The organism is Thioalkalivibrio sp. ALJ1 (genome assembly GCF_000745395.1).
Classification (GTDB): domain Bacteria; phylum Pseudomonadota; class Gammaproteobacteria; order Ectothiorhodospirales; family Ectothiorhodospiraceae; genus Thioalkalivibrio.
Window position 1 is genome coordinate 226,260 of sequence record NZ_JQIW01000003.1, and the last position, 17,536, is coordinate 243,795.

A 17,536-nucleotide genomic window follows, 5' to 3' on the forward strand; every position below is an offset into this window, starting at 1 on the left:
GGAGCACCTTAAAATGGCCGCACCGACTATCGCTGCAGTAGAACCCAAGGGCGTGGAGCTGAAAAAGGGCGAGGAGTATGCATTCTGCCGCTGCGGACGCTCTCAGGATCAGCCGTTCTGTGATGGGTCGCATCAGGGCACGGGGATCGAACCGCTGATGTTCACCGCAGAAGAGGATGGCGAGGCCTTCCTCTGCCAGTGCAAGCAATCCGGCAATCTGCCGTATTGCGATGGAACCCACGCGCAGCTGGATGCGGACGAAGTCGGCAGGCCTGCAAGCGTGGGCGTGGATGGGCCACAGGATACGGAGGATGATTCCAAAGCTCCGGGTCCACGAAATACGGAAACGGAGCCCCATGTGGAGTGGATTCATGCCGTGGCACGTGGGGGTCTGGAAGCGGTCGGGCGCCACGGTACGACGGTGGCGATGGGCGTGCCCCGCGACGATCTTCCCAGCTGGGACGGGATGCAGTTGCTGGCGGCTCAGTTGGCGACACCTCCGTTGGAAGAAGATGGGGAGGTGAACACCCGTCTGGTGATCGGCCCGGAGGCGAAGCGCCCTCTGGAGCTGGATATTCCCTTGCTGGTGTCGGACATGAGCTTCGGTGCGCTATCGCGCGAGGCGAAGATTGCCCTGGCCCGAGGGGCGGAGCGGGCGGGCACCGGGATCTGCTCTGGCGAGGGCGGCATGCTGGAGGCCGAGCAGCAGGAAAACTCCCGCTATCTATTCGAGTTGGGGCCTGCCCAGTTCGGCTATTCCGATGCGGCGCTGAAGAAGATTCAGGCGTTTCATTTCAAGGCGGGGCAGGCGGCCAAGACCGGTGTAGGCGGCATCCTGCCCGGCAGCAAGGTGAGTGGGGAGATTGCCCAGGTGCGTGGCATCGAAGAAGGGCAGGATGCCCATTCACCGGCCGCGAACAAGGACCTGAAGACGCCCGCAGATTTTCGCCGCTTTGCGGACTCGGTACGCGAGAAGACTGGCGGGGTGCCGGTGGGATTCAAGCTCTCGGCCAACCACATTGAGGCGGACTTGGCCTTCGCCCTCGAGGCCGGGGCTGACTACCTGATTCTCGACGGTCGCGGTGGCGGAACCGGCGCGTCGCCGGCCCTGCTACGCGACCACATCAGCGTGCCGACAATCCCGGCTCTGGCCCGAGCCCGGCGCTTTCTGGATGCGAATGGGGCCTCGGGTCGGGTGACGCTACTCGTGACCGGCGGCCTGCGCACGCCCGCGGACTTCGTGAAGGCCATGGCCCTGGGGGCCGACGGCATTGCGTTGGCGAACTCGGCGATTCAGGCCGTCGGCTGTGTGGGCGCACGCATGTGCCACACCAACCAGTGCCCCAGTGGTGTCGCAACCCAGGACCCGAAGCTGCGGGCGCGGCTGGATCCGCAGGAGGGTGCAGAACGCCTTGGGCGCTTCCTTCAGGGGTCGACGGAATTGATGCGTGTCCTGGCCAGGGCCTGCGGTCATGCGAACCTGGAAGACTTTGGGCCGAACGACCTGACGACCTTTGATCGCAATCTCGCCCGACTGGCCGGGATTCAGTATGCCGGCGTGTTGGAAGGCACATGAATGCCTAAATTCGACATGCCCAATGTATAGTTCTTGGGCTGTGCCGCGTCGACCGGGGATCCGGGTGTGAACAACCTTGATGTTCGGCAGAGCGATCAGCGCTGCCGCTCTGAAGAGACCTTTCTGGGCCGCTTTCTTGCCCGGTTTTTGTCCGCCGATAAACGCGTGGATGCGGCGCTAGGCCGCCACACGAAGGCCCGTCAGGAGGTGATCCTGGATCAGTCGGTCCGTGCGGTCATCCAGCAAAGTCGCTCTGGGTCCGCGCCCGGCGATGGGATCCATCGTGTGGTCCAGGTGCACAGCCCGCATGGCGACGTACTCATCGACCCGTCGTTGTACCCAATTCGGGTCGAGAGCCTGATTGCAACCATCAAGGAATCCAACCCCGAGGGGGTCGAGACACCGGGACCAAAATGGCGTGCCGCCATTGCACCTGCGGTGGACGTTCTGATGGAACTGCACATGGCTGGACGGCCGGGCAGTGATCGTGGCGGCGCCTCCCGGGTTTGATCTGGATCAGAGTGGGGCGCGCGGAGCTTCGGTAGCATGGCCCGGTTTTCAGAGCGGGGCCTGCCATGAGCTATTCCGATGTCCATCAGAGTTACGGTCGCTGTCGCCGCGCCGGCAACTTTGTGGATCGTTTCTACGAACGTTTCCTGGCCGCGGATGACCGCGTGGCCGCGGCGTTCCAGACCACCAACTGGTCGCAGCAAAAGCGTGCCCTGGGCCAAGCGGTCTCGACCGCGATCAGCTATGCCGAAGGCGAAAGCTTCGTGGCACCCACCATGGAGAAGATGGCGGAGGTGCACAGCCGCCATGGCCGGGTTCCGGTCGAACCGGAACTGTACGGGGTATGGCTGGAGTGCATGGTGGAGACCGCGCGGGAGGTCGACCCCCGCTGGGAGGAGCCGCTGGCCCTGCGTTGGCGGGGTGCCTTAAGCCCCGCGATTGACCTGTTTATCGAGCGCTACTGATTTCCAAAGGGGCGCGCGACAAGTGCCTCTGTACCCATTGCAAGGCCTGTTGATCGGCGTGTGTTGTTGATCTCGGGGCGTCCGGGGCGTGTAATGCGCGCATTTCCTGTTGCCGGCGCTCGCCGGAAGAAGCTTGGTCATGTCCGCAGCACCCGATTCCCTGTTTGCCCGCAAGCCCTACTGGGCCAAGCGTTTCGGCACGGCGCCGTTCTTGCCGACCACGCGCGAGGAGATGGATGACCTCGGCTGGGATAGCTGCGACATCGTGTTGGTCACGGGCGATGCCTACGTGGACCATCCCAGCTTCGGCATGGCCATCATCGGGCGTCTGCTGGAGGCTCAGGGCTTCCGCGTCGGGATTCTGGCCCAGCCGGACTGGACCTCTGCCGAGCCATTCCGTGCGCTGGGGCGACCCAACCTGTTCTTCGGCGTCACCGCCGGGAACATGGACTCGATGGTCAACCACTACACCGCCGAGCGGAAAATCCGCTCGAACGATGCCTACACCCCGGGAGATGTCCACGGCAAGCGCCCGGACCGCGCGGTCATCGTCTACGCGCAGCGCGCCCGCGAGGCCTACAAGGATGTACCGGTGGTCGCCGGCGGCATCGAGGCCAGCCTGCGGCGCATCGCTCATTACGACTACTGGCAGGACAAGGTGCGGCGTTCCGTGCTGCTGGATTCGCGGGCCGACATCCTGTTGTTCGGTAACGCGGAGCGGGCCCTGGTAGACCTGGCGCATCGCGTGGCGGCGGGTGAGCACCCACGCGATATCACGGATCTTCGTGGTACGGCCCTGTTGCGCGACACCGTTCCCGGTGGTTTTGTCGAGCTGGACTCCAGCGAGGTCGATACCCCCGGCCCGGTCGATGCCAACCCGGACCCCTACGCAATGGTGTCGCCCGAGACCTGTGCCGACGTCGAGGCGCAGGACGCGGCCGCGGAGGCCGGGGCCAAGGTGGTCCGCTTCCACCGCGATATCCCGCGGGGAACGCCCCGGGAGATGACCGTGATTCGCATTCCCGCTTTCGAACAGGTCCGGGGCGATCCCGTGCTGTACGCACATGCCTCGCGGGTACTGCATCTGGAGACCAACCCGGGCAATGCCCGTGCGATCGTGCAGCGCCACGGCGACAAGGAAGTCTGGCTGAATCCGCCGCCTATCCCGCTCTCCACACCGGAGATGGACGCCGTGTTCGACCTGCCGTACGCACGGGCCCCGCATCCGTCCTATGGCGATGCGCGCATCCCGGCGTGGGAGATGATCCGGTTCTCGGTCAACATCATGCGCGGCTGCTTTGGCGGTTGTACCTTCTGCTCCATTACCGAGCACGAGGGACGGATCATCCAGAGTCGTTCCGAGGACAGCGTGCTGCGCGAGATCGAGGAGATCCGCGACAAGGTCGACGGTTTTACCGGCGTGATCTCGGATCTGGGTGGACCGACGGCCAACATGTACCGCCTGGCCTGCAAGGACCCAAAGATCGAGCACAGCTGCCGGAGACTGTCCTGCGTGTATCCGGGGATCTGCAGCAACCTGGATACGGATCATGCGCCGCTGATCCGTCTTTACCGCAAGGCGCGGGCTTTACCGGGGATCAAGAAGGTCCTGATCGCCTCGGGCCTACGCTATGACCTGGCGATCGAGTCACCGGAATACGTGAAGGAACTGGTGACCCACCATGTCGGTGGTTACCTGAAGATTGCGCCGGAACATACAGAATCTGGACCGCTTTCCAGGATGATGAAGCCGGGCATGGGCACCTATGACCGGTTCAAGGCCATGTTCGAGAAATACTCGAAGGCGGCCGGAAAAGAGCAGTACCTGATCCCGTATTTCATTGCGGCCCACCCGGGCACGACCGACAAGGACATGCTGGAGCTGGCGCTGTGGCTCAAGCGGAACGATTTCCGTGCCGATCAGGTGCAGGCGTTCCTGCCGAGCCCGATGGCGCTGGCGACTGCGATGTGGCACTCCGGGCGGGATCCGCTACGCGGCATTCGGCGCAAGGTCAGCGAGCGGGTACCCGTGGCGCGAGGGGTGCGTGCACGGCGTTTGCACAAGGCCTTTCTGCGCTACCACGATCCAAATAACTGGCCGCTCCTGCGGGATGCGCTGCAACGTATGGGCCGCGCGGACTTGATCGGAAACGGCAAGCACCACCTGGTTCCGACCTGGCAACCGGCTGGAACCGGGCAGAGTGCGGCGCGTCCGGCGGCGGGCGGGCGTATCACGCGTGGCGGCAAGGCCCTGAAAAAGCGTGGCCAGACCTTCCAGACGCAGCACAGCGGTGTCGAGGCCGCGGCGCGTCCAGGAGGCAAGCCAGTGTCCTCTGGCAAGTCCGCCGCGCCGGCGGCCGGCCGCACAGCCGGGAAGCCTCGTGCGGCCAGTGGCAAGCGGCCCAAGGGTCGCCCGGCCGGGAAACGGCCGCGCGTCTGAGGTCGAATCGGCTCAGGCCTTCCCGTCGGGTACCGGGGCGAACTCTTCCAGGCTGATGTTCTCGCCCGTGGTGGTGCGGTCCCCCGGGTCCAGGAAGTACAGGTAGGGACCCACTACTTCGTCCGGGGCGGGCAGGAGTTCGGCATTCTCGCCAGGGTAATGCCCGGCGCGGAAGCGGGTACGAACCGGACCGGTATCCACACCGTTGACATGCAGGAAGCGGGGCTCGTTGCGGTGTTCATTGGACAGGATGTCGATCAGCGCATCCTGCGCGGCCTTGGCCATGCCGAAGGCGCCCCAGAAGGCCTTGCGCGCATTCTGGGTCGAGATCACGATGCTGCCGATGGGGCTTTCTTCCAGTAGCGGAAGGACGGCCTGCATCAGGAAGAACGGGCCGTGCAGGTTGCTGTTGATGACCTTGAACCAGAGTTCCGGGTCGTAGTTTTTCATTGGCATCAGTGTGCCGGCCCATCCGGCGTTCAATACCACTCCATCCAGCCGCCCCAGGGACTCGCGGATATTCTCGGCCAGGTCACCATAGTCCTTGACCGTGGCGCCTTCGAGATTCAGCGGGTAGATCGCCGGTTGGGGATGGCCCGCCTGTTCGATGGCGTCGTAGACCTGTTCCAGCCCCTTGATGTCCTTGTCCAGAAGGACCACGGTCGCGCCGGCCGCTGCGCTGGCTTCGGCGACTGCGCGGCCAATACCGTCGGCGGCACCCGTGACGAGAATGACACGTTGGTCGAATGCGCCGGGTTCGGGTCGGTAATCCATCAGGCGGGGGATATTGAGGTCGGTCAAGGATGTTCCTCCAGGAGCAGGTGTGCCGATTCTAGTCCAGATTGTACGGCCGCTTCGAGGGTGGACGGCAGGGAATGGGTCAGGTAATCGCCTGCCAGAAAGCAGCCTGGCCACGGCGTTTGGGGTGGGGGCCGTTGTGGGTCGAGCTCGGTTCGCGCATTGATCGTGGCGCGGCGCTCGCAAACCGTAAGCCCCGTTTCGGGGGGGCCCAATTCGGGGAATGTCGCCGCCAACGAGCGGGAGACGGTGCGCCATCGTTCCACGGCCGTCAACGGTTCCAGGTCGTCGGCGGCCGAGATCACGACCGCCAGCCAGTGCGGCGCGCCTGCCACGTGTCGCGGGATCAGCCATTGCCCGTGCTGGTCGAGTAAACCCTGCAGTGGGGGGCGGCCGCGCAAGGGTTGGGCGTAGCGCAGGTAGACCGTGCAAATACTGCAGGCGCCCATTGCTGCGAGGCCCTGGTGCGTAGTGTCCCAGGCGGAATGTCGAGGGAGAAGCTTGGCGGTGGCAACGGGGGATGTGGCGAGGATGACGCCCGCCGCCGGGAGGGTCTCGCCGCGCCGGTCACGCAGCTGAAACGCGCCCGTGGCGCAACCAGGCTTGTGTTCCAGGCCTGTGATGCGGCGTCCCAGATCAACGCGGGCGCCACGTTCGCGGAGTTCGTGGAGGGCGGGCTCCGGGAAGAGTTCGCCCAGTGGGCGGGCCGGGATTAGCAGCTGGGCATTTTTGGGCCCGTGATTGAGCGCGAGGCGCAATACGTTCTGGAAGATACGCGCGGAGGCTTCCCGCGTCGGCGTGTTCATGATCGCGAGGCAGAGGGGGTCCCACAGGGACTTGATCAGCGTGTCAGGTTGATGCCATCCGCGCAGCCATTCCAGAACGGGCCGATCCTGGCGCAGTGGACGGTGCAACATGCCGGAGGCGCCGATCAGGGCCCATAGGCGGGTGCTCAGCGCGGTATCGGACAGGGCCCGGTATAGCGCCGTGGCCAGTGCAGGGAGGCGCGGCGAATTCGGTTCCAGTACCAATGCGGGCGTTCCCGAGGCGCCGGTAGAGGAAAACATCCTTAGGCCAAAAGGGACGGCATGAAAGCAGGTGTCCGGGTCGAGGCCGACGCCGCGGATCTGTGCCAGGGTTTCCTGGCAGGCCCCAACGAGGATGTGCTGGCCGTTGTCGAGTTCGGTCCCGTGGAGCGTGAGGCTGCGGGCTCGGCCACCCGGCGTCTCCCCGGCTTCGATGAGGTGCACAGATCGGCCTGCGCGCGCAAGGGTCAGGGCTGCCGTCAGGCCGGCCCATCCCGCGCCTACAATCACGACGGGCGCCGCGCTAGGGCGGGTGGGCATGTTATCCCGCCGCGCGGCGGCGCTGTTCACGCTTGAGACGCCGAGCCGTGCGCCAGGCGATCCACAGCTTGCGGATGGGCGTAAGGCGAACGCGGTGTTCCAGCACGCGATAGCCGTCGTCCTCGATCTCGTCAAGCAGGGTGCGGTAAATGGCGGCCATGATCAGTCCGGGACGTTGCGCGTAGCGGTCGGCGTCGGGGAGGTGTTCCTCGGCCCGGTCGTAGTAGCGCCGTGCGCGTTCGGCTTGTTGCGCGAACAGGGCTCGGTGGCGATCGTCGGTAATGTTGACCTGAAACTCTTCCGGTTTGATCCCGTGCTTGTGCAGTTCGTCCATCGGGATGTACACGCGACCGCGCATCGCGTCTTCGTGGACATCCCTAAGGATGTTGGTGAGCTGCAAGGCCATACCGAGGTCGTGTGCGTACTTCAGGGTATGCCGGTCGGAGTAGCCAAAGATGTGGGCGGACAGAATGCCCACGACACTCGCCGCGCGATAGCAATATAGCGATAGCGTGGTGAAATCCGGATAGCTGTCGTAGTCGAGATCCATCTGCATGCCATCGATGATCTCGTCGAAGTATTCGCGGCCCAGATCAAACGCGGCGACATGCGGTTGCAGCGCCTGGCTGATGGGGTGGCGCGGCTCACCTTCAAACAGGCGCTCGATCTCTTCGCGCCACCACTGCAGCTTCGTGCGCGCGATGCTCTCTTCGCTGACCTCGTCGACGATGTCGTCTACCTCCCGACAGAACGCGTAAAGCGCCGTAATCGCACGGCGGCGGTCGGGTTCCAGAAAGCGGAAGGCGTAGTAGAAGCTGGAGCCGCTTTGCGCGGCCTTCTCCTCGCAGTATTCGTCGGGGGACATGCGCTCTCGCGTGGCGGGTTTCACACAGGGAGAGGAAGGCTAGCACAAGCGGTGTGGCCGGCGGGAGCCGGCGCGGAACGCGGGATTGTTGACCTGCATCAAGGGGGCCGGTGCGGGGCCGTTCTAGCCTGTGCAACGAGGCTGCCAATGTGCGGCGCAAAGGGCGTAGGAGCTTCACGATGGAACAAGGCCTGGTATTTGATCCCGAGATCCTGAGTCGCTACGACGTGAGCGGCCCGCGCTATACGTCCTACCCGACGGCGCCACAGTTCCACGAGCGCTTCGATGACCGCGCCTATGCCGAGGCGGCCCAGGCGACAAACGCCTCGGGATCCACCCGGCCGCTATCGCTCTACCTCCATGTGCCATTTTGCGACACGGTCTGCTTCTACTGTGCCTGCAACAAGGTGATCACGGGAAATTACCAACGGGCGCAGCGTTATCTGCAGTATCTAGAACGCGAGGCCGAACTTCAGGGCGAGTTGTTCTCCACCGACCGCAAGGTGGGGCAACTACACTTTGGGGGTGGCACGCCAACCTATCTTGGGGACGAGGATCTGCGTCTCGTGATGGCCACACTGGGGCGCCACTTTCAGCTCGATACCAGTGATGACCGCGAATTCTCCATCGAGATCGACCCGCGCGCCATCCGGCCGGGGACCATACCGCTACTGGGCGAGCTGGGCTTCAATCGCATCAGCCTCGGGGTCCAGGATTTCGATCCCAACGTGCAGCGCGCGGTCAATCGCATCCAGCCCTTCGAGGTGACCGCCCGGGCGGTGGAACAGGCACGGGCCAATGGCTTCTCCTCTACCAATTTCGACCTGATCTACGGGCTTCCGCTACAGACCGTGGAGACCTACAGCGCCACCCTGGAGCGTGCCCTGGAGCTACGCCCGGAGCGTCTGGCGATCTACAACTACGCGCACCTGCCGGAGCTGTTCAAGACCCAGCGCCAGATCCGCGATGCCGACCTGCCGGATGCCGCCGAGAAGCTGGCGATACTGGAAACCACCATTCGGCGACTGACCGATGCCGGCTACGTGTACATCGGCATGGATCACTTTGCCCTCCCCGATGACGAGCTGGCGCAGGCGCAACGGGCCGGAACCTTGCAGCGTAATTTTCAGGGCTATTCCACGCGGGCCAAGTACGACCTGGTCGCGCTGGGCCCAACAGCCATCGGCAAGGTGGGGAACACCTATAGCCAGAACTTGCGGGACATGGAGGCCTACTACGGTAGGCTGGATGCAGGACACCTGCCGGTGTTTCGTGGCATCGAACTGAGCGCGGACGACCGTTTGCGCCGAGACGTGATTAGCGAGCTGATGTGCCACTCGCGCATCGACTACGCCTCCATCGAGGCGCGCCACGGAACTGTGTTTACCGAGGTGTTCGCGGATGCCCTGGAGCGCTTGAGTGGCATGGAGGCGGACGGGCTGGTGCGGATTGGGTCGGATCGCCTGGATGTACTGCCACGCGGGCGACTGCTCCTGCGCAATGTTGCGATGAGCTTCGATGCCTACCTCGACGCGGAGGCCGCGCAGCGCTATAGCAAGGTGGTTTAGAGGGCCACGCTGATTGCGTCAGTGTCTCTATCGGCGGCGGGGGCGCAGGCTGTGACGCAGGATGATCCAGGCGTCCCGGGTGCGCAGGCGGGGGCGGGCGAAGACATCCTCCTGCTGTCGCAGGCGCCAGAGCACCCGGGCGCCGCCGTTGATGATGGCGCGGATCTCCAGCCCCATCCGCCCGCGCAGCATGCCGCCCAGCGGTGCTCCGGCGCGTAGCAGCCGGTCGGCCCGGGCGTACTGGAACTGCATCAGATTACGTAGTTGGAAGGTGGTCTGACCCGCCTCCAGCATCGCCTCGGTTACGCCGTACTGATCCAGCTCATCCTGCGGCAGGTAGATCCGGTTGTTTTCCTGCAGGTCCTGCTGCAGATCCTGATAGAAGTTGATCAGCTGCAACGCGGAGCAGACCGCATCGGAATAGCCGAGCATCTCTTCGGTGGGGTTCCCGTCCAGGTGCAGCATCAGGCGCCCCACCGGGTTCGCCGAACGTCGGCAGTAGTCCATCACCTCGCCGAAGGTCGCGTATCGGGTCTGCTCCAGGTCCTGCACAAAGGCATCGATCAGGTCGGAAAACGGGGCGACCGGCAGATCGAAGCGCGAACAGGCGTCGGCCAGGGCAATCCATTCCGGCTCGTGTTCGGCCGCCGGGTCTTCTAGGATCTGGACGCGTTCCTGTATCGCCAGCAGTGCCGCCCGACGCTCCTCGATTGGGCGCGGGTCCTCGTCGGCGAGGTCGTCGGCATCCCGGGCGAAGCAGTAGATTGCGGCGACCGGACCACGCAGCCGGGCCGGCAGCAGCCAGGAGGCCACCGGAAAGTTCTCGTAGTGTGCGCTGGCGCGTTGGCGACAGTGACGGTAGGCCGCCTTGATCCGCGGTGACATCGGTGTTCAGGCCTGCTTTTCAGAGTACGGCGGGCGCACGAATTCGGATTCAGCTGGCAAGGCCAGCCTCCGGACGAAGGGCCGTGCGGTACCAGGCCCAGAAGTCCCCGGGGTGATCCAGTGCGCCGTCGGCACCCCAGTGTTCCGGCTCCTGCTGGGCGTCGATATAGCCCCAGTTGGCGATGAGCGTGGGCATCCCGGCGGCGCGTCCGGCGGCGATGTCACGCTCGGCGTCACCCCAGTAGCAATGCTGCGCCGGCGCCAGGCCGGTCTGCCGTGCGGCCAGCCACATCGGTTCTGGCGCCGGCTTGCGCTGTGGCAGCGTATCACCACTGACCACGGCGGCCAGGCGCGAACGCAGGCCAAGGGCTTCCAGGAGCGGATCGGTGAGCCAGCCGGGCTTGTTGGTAACGACGCCAAGGGACCAGCCGCGCGCCTCGCAGGCCTCCAGCAGCTCGGAGAGACCCGGGAATAATGCGGTGGCGAGGCACAGGTCGCGGGCGTAGATCTCCAGGTAGCGCGCCTTCAGATGCTCGGCGAAGGCCGGCTCGGCATCCGGGAATCCGAGCGCGACCAGGGCCTGCGAGCCGTGGGACACATGGTTGCGCACGGCGTCGAAGGGGAGCGGCGCGCGGTCATATTCGGCCATCAGCGTCACCAGGGCGGCGTGCATGTCGGGCGCGGTATCGAGCAACGTCCCGTCGAGATCGAACAGGACCGATCCCAGTTCTTGTCTCATTTGCCGTCTTCGGCTTCGGGCCGGCGCGCGGCCATCAGGTAGTTGACGTCGGTGCGGGCCACCAGGCGATAGCGGCCGCTCAAGGGGGAATAAGTCAGGCCGGTCATCGCGGTCACCTCGAAGCCGTGGCGGCGCAAGGCCGCGCCGAGTTCCGAGGGCCGGATAAAACGCCCGTACTCGTGGGTTCCGGTGGGCAGCATGTTCAGTACGTATTCCGCACCGACGATGGCCTCCGCAAAGGCCCTTGGTGTGCGGTTGATGGTCGACAGGAACAGCCAGCCTCCCGGGCGCACAAGCTGTACCAGGGCATCGATCACCGCATCCGGGTCGGGCACATGCTCGAGCATCTCCAGACAGGTGACCACGTCGTAGTCGCCCGCATGGCGTTCCGCGTGCGCCTCGGCGGTGGTGTGAAGATAGTGGATCTCGAGCCCGGCTTCGCTCGCGTGTTCGCGAGCGACTTCCAGGTGTTCGGCTCCGGCGTCCAGGGCCGTCACGTGCGCGCCACGGATCGCCATGGCTTCGGACAGGATGCCGGCACCGCACCCGACATCGAGGACCTTTTTGCCGGCCAGGTCGGCTTGCCCATCAATCCACTCCAGGCGCAGCGGGTTGATTGCATGCAGGGTGGCGAAGGGACCATTCGGATCCCACCAGTCGCGTGCCCGATGGGTGAACTTGTGGATCTCCGCCGCATCAACGTTGTCGCGAGTGTGTTTCCGGGATGCGGAGTCTGGCTGGGCGTGGGACTCGGGGCTCATGGGCTTCTCGATCAGGCGGTGGGGTCCTGCTGGGTCTCCAGCACGCGAGTACGCCAGTATTCCGCCTCGTTGTGGAGTTCTTGCCGCTTCAGCGTAAGCAGTTCACGGTCGCGGAGCAATGGCCGGCCTTCAACAAAGACATCGCGCACGGCGTCACGCGTCGCGGCATAGACGATCTGGGCGCTGGGGTCGTGCGCCGGCTGAAGTTCCAGCGCCTGAAGGTCCACGGCGACCACGTCGGCCTGCTTGCCGACTTCCAGGGAGCCGATCCGGTCTTCGAGACCCAGGGCACGGGCACTGCCCAGGGTGGCCATCTCCAGTGCGCCGGTGGCGGGCAGGGCGGAGGCGTCGCCACAGACCCCTTTGGCCAGCAGGGCCGCCGTGCGCATCTCACCGATCATGTCGAGGTCGTTATTCGACGCTGTGCCGTCGGTGCCCAGGGCCACGTTGATGCCGGCTTGCTGCAGGCGGGCGACGGGGCAGAATCCCGAGGCCAGCTTGAGGTTGGATTCGGGGCAGTGGGCGATGGAAACTGGTCGGTCGCGCATCAATGCGAGATCGGTATCGTCTATCTGGGTCATGTGTACAGCGATAAAGGGCTGATCCAGCAGACCCAGCCGTGCGAGACGGGCCAGTGGCCGTTCGCCGTGGTCGCGCAGGGCATCGGCGATCTCGCTTGCCGTCTCGTGTACGTGCATGTGGATGGGGGCGTCCAGTTCGCGGGCCCGGGCAGCTACACGCTCCAGGCTGGCATCGCCCACGGTGTACGGCGCGTGGGGCGCTACGTTGAAGGTGATGCGCTCGTGCGCACCCCAGGCCGATACGACATCGGCACCGCGCTGGAAGTATTCGTCCGGCGTACTGGCCCAGGGCGTGGGGAAATCGAACACGGTGAGCCCCAGCGAGGCGCGGATACCCGTTTCGTCGACGACCCGGGCGCCGTCCTCCACAAACAGGTACATGTCGCTAAAGCAGGTGGTCCCACCCCGCAGCATCTCGGCCACCGATAGTCGGGTCCCCGCCCGGACGAACTCGGGCGAGAGAAGTTTGCCCTCGGCAGGCCAGATATAACCCTTGAGCCACTCCATCAATGGGCGGTCACTACCGACGCCGCGCAGCAGGCTCATCCCGGAATGGGTATGAGCGTTGACCAGACCCGGGATCAGGGCGTGCCCCTCGCGGTGCTGGTGTTCGGCTTGTGGATAGCTGGCGAGCGCCTCGGCGCGTGGCATGATGGCCTCAATGCGTCCTTCGCGGATGACCAGAGCATGGTCACGCAGGATGGTGTCGCGCGGGATGACAGGCAGTATCTGGGTGGCGCTGAGGATCAGCGTCGGCTTTTCGGGCATGGCTATGGATCGCGGGAGTATGGGCCGCGAATGGTACCCGAAAGGAGCGTCGTTGCGGCGCCCCTTTCGGGGTTCGGGGCTACATGCGGTTAATGGCCAGGCGTCCAGGGCCGGTGAGGGCCAGGGCGATCGCGGCGAACAGGAACATGCCCTGCAGTTCCAGGGCCCAACCGCCGTGCGCAGTGACCTGAACGATCTCGTCGGCGTGGGCAAGGAAGATTGCGAAGACCATGTTGATCGCGATGATCACCGCGCCAATGCGCGAATACAGCCCGATAATGACCAGGATCGGTGCCAGGATCTCGCCGATGTAGACGCCATAGGCAAGGATTGCGGGCAGCCCCGCATTGACCACCATGCCCTCGATTCCACTAATCCCGCCGGTCACCTTGGCGATACCGTGCATCAGGATCATGACCCCCAGTGCCAGGCGCAGTACCAGCTTCCCGCTGTCGTCGAGTGTGTTGTCCATGGTGTAACTCTCCTTATCGTCATAGCGGGCAATTGCCCGAGGCTCGTACCGATTGGCACTGACTGCTTTGTAGCCTAAATTTTGGGGAAAGGGGCGCGGCCGGCGTTCCGTGCCTAGCGCGCCTTATCCTTGCGATGTGTTAATCCGCCTGACGACCCAGCCGCAGCGCGCGGGCAGTTTCCGCCACGTGGCGCCCCTGGCTGCTGGCCATGCCCAGTTCATTCTCGGTGGGCTGGCGCGATCCGTCTCCGGCGGCGAGGGTGGTAGCGCCGTAGGGTGTGCCGCCGCTGATTTCGCTCATGTCGAGCAGGCGCTTTTCGGTGTAGGGCAGTCCCACGATGGTCATGCCGTAGTGCATCAGATTCACGATGGTCGAGATCAGGGTCGTTTCCTGGCCACCGTGCTGGGAGGCGGTGGAGCCGAAGACGCTGCCGACCTTGCCGACCAACTTGTCGCCGAACCACAGGGCGCCGGTTTGGTCGAGGAAGTTCGCCATCTGCGCGGACATGCGGCCAAAGCGGGTCGGTGTGCCTATGATGATGGCGTCGTAGTCGGCCAGTTCTTCGGGCTTCGCGACGGGTGCGGCCTGGTCGAGTTTGGCCCCCGCACTGCGGGCCACCTCTTCCGGCATCAGCTCGGGTACGCGCTTGATGGTGACTTCAGTGTCGGCCACCTCGCGGGCTCCACGGGCGACGGCCTCGGCCATCTGCTCGATGTGGCCCCAGGTGGAGTAATACAGGATCAGAACCTTGGTGCTCATTGGAGTCTCGCCTCTGCGTGGGAGTGGAACGTAATGAGCCCAATGTAGGTTCTATTAATCCGAATTAAAAGGCGGTAAAAACGCGCAAACCATTCGTAAAAGTCGAATCTATGGGCGGTGGGCAACCCCGGTGGGGTGGTGTCCATTGGACAGGCTGTCGCTGACCCGGGATTCCAGCTGCGCCAGGGTTCCCGGGTACCCGAACAGGAAGCCCTGGAAGTGGCGGCAGCCAAGCCCGAACAGAAAGGCGCGTTGTTGTTCGTTCTCGACGCCTTCGGCAATCACGTTGAGGTCAAGCGTGCGGGCGAGATTGACCACCATCTGGGCGATGGCGGCGTCGTTCGCGTCATCGAGTACATCACGCACAAAGGATTGGTCGATCTTCAACTGTGCCAGGGGCAGGCGCTTGAGATAGGCAAGGGATGAGTACCCCGTCCCGAAGTCGTCGAGGGAGAATTCGATCCCGAGGGTGCGAAGCTTCTCGATGTGAGCGATAACGGTCTCAACATCTTCCAGCAGCATGCTTTCGGTGAGTTCCAGCTTGAGACGATTGCCCGGCGCGCCGGTGCGTTCTAGGGTGTCGGCCAGTTCGCGCACGAAGCTTCGATGCCGGAACTGGCGTGCGCTGACGTTCACCGACAGGGTGAGATCACGGAACTGCGGCTGTTCGCGCCACTTCGCGAGCAGCGCACAGGCATCACCGATGATCTTGCGACCAATGGGCACAATCAGGCCTGTCTGTTCCGCGACGGGGATGAATTCCGCCGGCGATACGGCGCCGCGGGTTGGGTGGTTCCAGCGCAACAGCACCTCGGCCCCAACGACAAGGCCGGCCGCGTCCACCTGGGGCTGGTATTCGACCGTAAACGCATCCAGTTCCAGCGCGTGGCGGAGCTCGCTTTCGAGCTCAAAGCGAGCCTCCACGGCACGGTGTAACTCAGGGTCGTAAAAGCGGATGGTGTTGCGCCCGGCGTTTTTCGCCCGGTACATGGCCAGGTCCGCTTGCTTGAGGACCTCTTCCACTCCCAGGTTGCGTCCACTGAAAAGCGTGGCGCCGATGCTGGGCGTGATGTGGCGTTTCTGACCGGCGAGCCGGAAAGGCTCGCGCAGGAGGTCGAGCAGTTTGCGCCCAACTGCTTCGGTTTGGGTGGCGGCGCGAGCGGGGTCCGGGTGGAGGTCATTAAGGATGATGACGAACTCATCCCCGCCCAGCCGTGCCAGGGTATCGGCCTCGCGTACGGATTCCATCATGCGTTCAGCAACTTGGCGCAGCAGGTCATCGCCGACCGCATGACCCAGGGTGTCGTTGATGTCCTTGAAGTTGTCGAGGTCGATGAACAGCAGGGCGCCATGCAGGCGCGAGCGTTCGGAATTAGCAAGGGCCTGGCCAAGTCGGTCATGCAGCAGGGTTCGATTGGGTAGTTGGGTCAGACTGTCAAAGAACGCCAGGCGCCGGATTTCGTCCTCGGCCACCTTGCGGTCGGTGATGTCGGTCATGGTGCCGAAGGTCGCGGTCACGTGACCGCGGTCGTCGAAACGTGCGCTGGCGTACACGTTGACCCAACGGACCTCACCGCCCTGGGTGTGCAGGCGGATCTCTTCCGACTGGGCTCGGTCGCATCCAGCCAATAAGGTCGCGCAGAAGGCGCGGGCGTCTTCCTGGTCGTCCGGTATAACGAAATCGCATATCGGGCGCCCCAGCGTCTCGTCCACAGTGAAGCCGGTTAGGGCCTCCCAGGCTGGATTGAGCAGCGTCCAGCGCCCATCGGCATCGGTGCGGAAGATGACTTCGGAGATGTGGTCCACGACATCGCGGTAGCGATTTTCACTTTCAGCGAGGGCATCGGTCGTGCGCCGGTGGGTGGTGATATCCAGCGTGAGGCCGCGCAGGCTCTGGCGGCCGCCCGCGTCTTGTGCGTGCGAGAGAATGTCGCGGAGCCAAATCCACTGGCCGCCATGATGTGCGAAGCGGTAGTCCACGGTGCGGGCCCGTTCGCGGCTTTCCCGTGCCGCGGCCTGGACTCGAGGTAAGTCGGCGGGATGGATATGTCGGGCTCGAAGTTCCCCGCGGCCCAGGTTGCGCGCGGGGAATCCCAGCAGGTGACGCGTATCCCCGGCCACAAACTCCCATTCGTGCGTATCGGGATTGGCCTCCCACAGGATTGCATTGGCCCCGCCCAGCATTGATTCCAGCCGCGCGACCGAGCGGTTTAGCTGCTGGTTCTGCTCTTGCAGGGTGGATTGAGTGTTATGCAGGTGGGCCGCCATTTCGTTGAACGTAATGGCGAGGTCACCGAACTCGTCGTGGGATCGAACCTGAACGCGATGGTCGAGCTGACCACGCTCTAGCGCCTTGCCCGCCAGGTTGAGTAGGCGCAAGCGACGCGTGATGACCAGGCTGAACAAGACCGCGGCCAGCGTCGATAAACCCAGCACCAATAGGGCCAGGGTGATGTTGCGCTCAAGCAGATTCCCGGACAACAGGTCGATGGCCTCGGTCGAGTAGCCAACCGCAAAGCTCCCTAGTGGTTGCCCTGCCAAATCAATCTCTCGTGCAACCTCAATCAGGCCATCACTGCTGCGAACCCCAGCGGCCGGTGCCGGCAAGGTCGTCGGGGCGATGCCCACGGAGCCCATGACTTGTTCGTTAGCATCGAGCACGACGGCATAGAGGAGGTTGGAATCGGTATCCAACAAGTCGAGTAGATCCTGCAACATCGCTGGGTCCGAATAGGCCAGGCCCGGTGTCAAAGCACTGGCCAGAAAACGGCTTTGCTGTTCGGCGCTGCGTTGCAATACCTCTTGCTGATTGTCCTTTACTTGGGTGATGCCGCTGAACAGAAGAACGCCCACCATGACCACCTGGATGGTCACCGTGCCGATAATGATCTGCCAGGCAAAATTCAGCCGCACGGATGCCTCGGGGGCGCATAAACCACTGCGATTGGGAAGGGCCTGACTGGCCCGGTTTGCGCATTTACAAAACGAGTCATGACTTCGTGC

General features: G+C 64.2%; 15 protein-coding genes. 5 read left to right on the top strand and 10 right to left on the bottom strand.

Going from position 1 to position 17,536, the window contains the following annotated elements; all coding sequences use genetic code 11:
- Positions 1–13: 13 nt before the first annotated feature.
- The 4 genes from F462_RS01040 (at position 14) to F462_RS01055 (ending at position 4,990) form a co-directional block, all read left to right on the top strand.
- Positions 14–1,576: a glutamate synthase-related protein gene (locus F462_RS01040; RefSeq protein ID WP_038051078.1), complete on the top strand. Its 1,563-nt coding sequence runs from the start codon at positions 14–16 to the stop codon at positions 1,574–1,576.
- Between the two features lie 66 nt (positions 1,577–1,642).
- Positions 1,643–2,086: a hypothetical protein gene (locus F462_RS01045; RefSeq protein WP_038050931.1), complete on the top strand. Its 444-nt coding sequence runs from the start codon at positions 1,643–1,645 to the stop codon at positions 2,084–2,086.
- A 65-nt stretch (positions 2,087–2,151) separates the two neighbouring features.
- Complete coding sequence (locus tag F462_RS01050; protein WP_038050935.1) at positions 2,152–2,550, top strand: globin; 399 nt, start codon at positions 2,152–2,154, stop codon at positions 2,548–2,550.
- Positions 2,551–2,689: 139 nt separating this feature from the next.
- The gene (locus tag F462_RS01055; RefSeq protein ID WP_038050936.1) at positions 2,690–4,990 is read left to right on the top strand and encodes a YgiQ family radical SAM protein; all 2,301 of its coding nucleotides are present in this window, start codon (positions 2,690–2,692) and stop codon (positions 4,988–4,990) included.
- Positions 4,991–5,002: 12 nt separating this feature from the next.
- On the opposite strand, the gene F462_RS01060 is transcribed toward F462_RS01055, so the two are convergent.
- Genes F462_RS01060 through hpnD form a run of 3 tightly spaced genes read right to left on the bottom strand, consistent with a single transcriptional unit; the run spans position 5,003 to position 7,999 of the window.
- Positions 5,003–5,791, bottom strand: coding sequence for an SDR family NAD(P)-dependent oxidoreductase (locus F462_RS01060; RefSeq protein WP_038050937.1), 789 nt, complete (start codon positions 5,789–5,791; stop codon positions 5,003–5,005).
- A complete protein-coding gene (hpnE, locus tag F462_RS01065; RefSeq protein ID WP_038050938.1) occupies positions 5,788–7,134 on the bottom strand; it encodes a hydroxysqualene dehydroxylase HpnE in 1,347 nt (448 codons plus the stop codon). The genes F462_RS01060 and hpnE overlap by 4 nt, the downstream gene beginning before the upstream one ends.
- A 1-nt stretch (position 7,135) precedes the next feature.
- Positions 7,136–7,999, bottom strand: a complete 864-nt coding sequence (gene hpnD, locus F462_RS01070; RefSeq protein ID WP_038050939.1) for a presqualene diphosphate synthase HpnD — start codon at positions 7,997–7,999, stop codon at positions 7,136–7,138.
- 179 nt (positions 8,000–8,178) lie between these two features.
- On the opposite strand from hpnD, the gene hemN reads away from it, so the two are divergent.
- Complete coding sequence (gene hemN, locus F462_RS01075; RefSeq protein WP_038050941.1) at positions 8,179–9,567, top strand: oxygen-independent coproporphyrinogen III oxidase; 1,389 nt, start codon at positions 8,179–8,181, stop codon at positions 9,565–9,567.
- Between the two features lie 27 nt (positions 9,568–9,594).
- On the opposite strand, the gene hpnC is transcribed toward hemN, so the two are convergent.
- From hpnC to F462_RS01110, 7 genes are all read right to left on the bottom strand, one after another.
- Positions 9,595–10,452: a squalene synthase HpnC gene (gene hpnC, locus F462_RS01080; RefSeq protein WP_038050943.1), complete on the bottom strand. Its 858-nt coding sequence runs from the start codon at positions 10,450–10,452 to the stop codon at positions 9,595–9,597.
- A 49-nt stretch (positions 10,453–10,501) separates the two neighbouring features.
- Entirely contained in the window at positions 10,502–11,191 is a 690-nt protein-coding gene (gph, locus tag F462_RS01085) for a phosphoglycolate phosphatase (RefSeq protein WP_038050944.1), read from the bottom strand.
- Entirely contained in the window at positions 11,188–11,952 is a 765-nt protein-coding gene (ubiG, locus tag F462_RS01090; RefSeq protein WP_038050947.1) for a bifunctional 2-polyprenyl-6-hydroxyphenol methylase/3-demethylubiquinol 3-O-methyltransferase UbiG, read from the bottom strand. Before ubiG ends, gph begins: the two co-directional genes overlap by 4 nt.
- An 11-nt stretch (positions 11,953–11,963) precedes the next feature.
- Complete coding sequence (locus F462_RS01095) at positions 11,964–13,301, bottom strand: TRZ/ATZ family hydrolase (RefSeq protein WP_038050949.1); 1,338 nt, start codon at positions 13,299–13,301, stop codon at positions 11,964–11,966.
- A 79-nt stretch (positions 13,302–13,380) separates the two neighbouring features.
- Entirely contained in the window at positions 13,381–13,773 is a 393-nt protein-coding gene (locus F462_RS01100; RefSeq protein WP_038050951.1) for a DoxX family protein, read from the bottom strand.
- A gap of 139 nt (positions 13,774–13,912) precedes the next feature.
- Complete coding sequence (gene wrbA, locus F462_RS01105; protein WP_018141017.1) at positions 13,913–14,533, bottom strand: NAD(P)H:quinone oxidoreductase; 621 nt, start codon at positions 14,531–14,533, stop codon at positions 13,913–13,915.
- Between the two features lie 108 nt (positions 14,534–14,641).
- Positions 14,642–17,446, bottom strand: coding sequence for an EAL domain-containing protein (locus F462_RS01110; RefSeq protein ID WP_038050954.1), 2,805 nt, complete (start codon positions 17,444–17,446; stop codon positions 14,642–14,644).
- Positions 17,447–17,536: the final 90 nt, after the last annotated feature.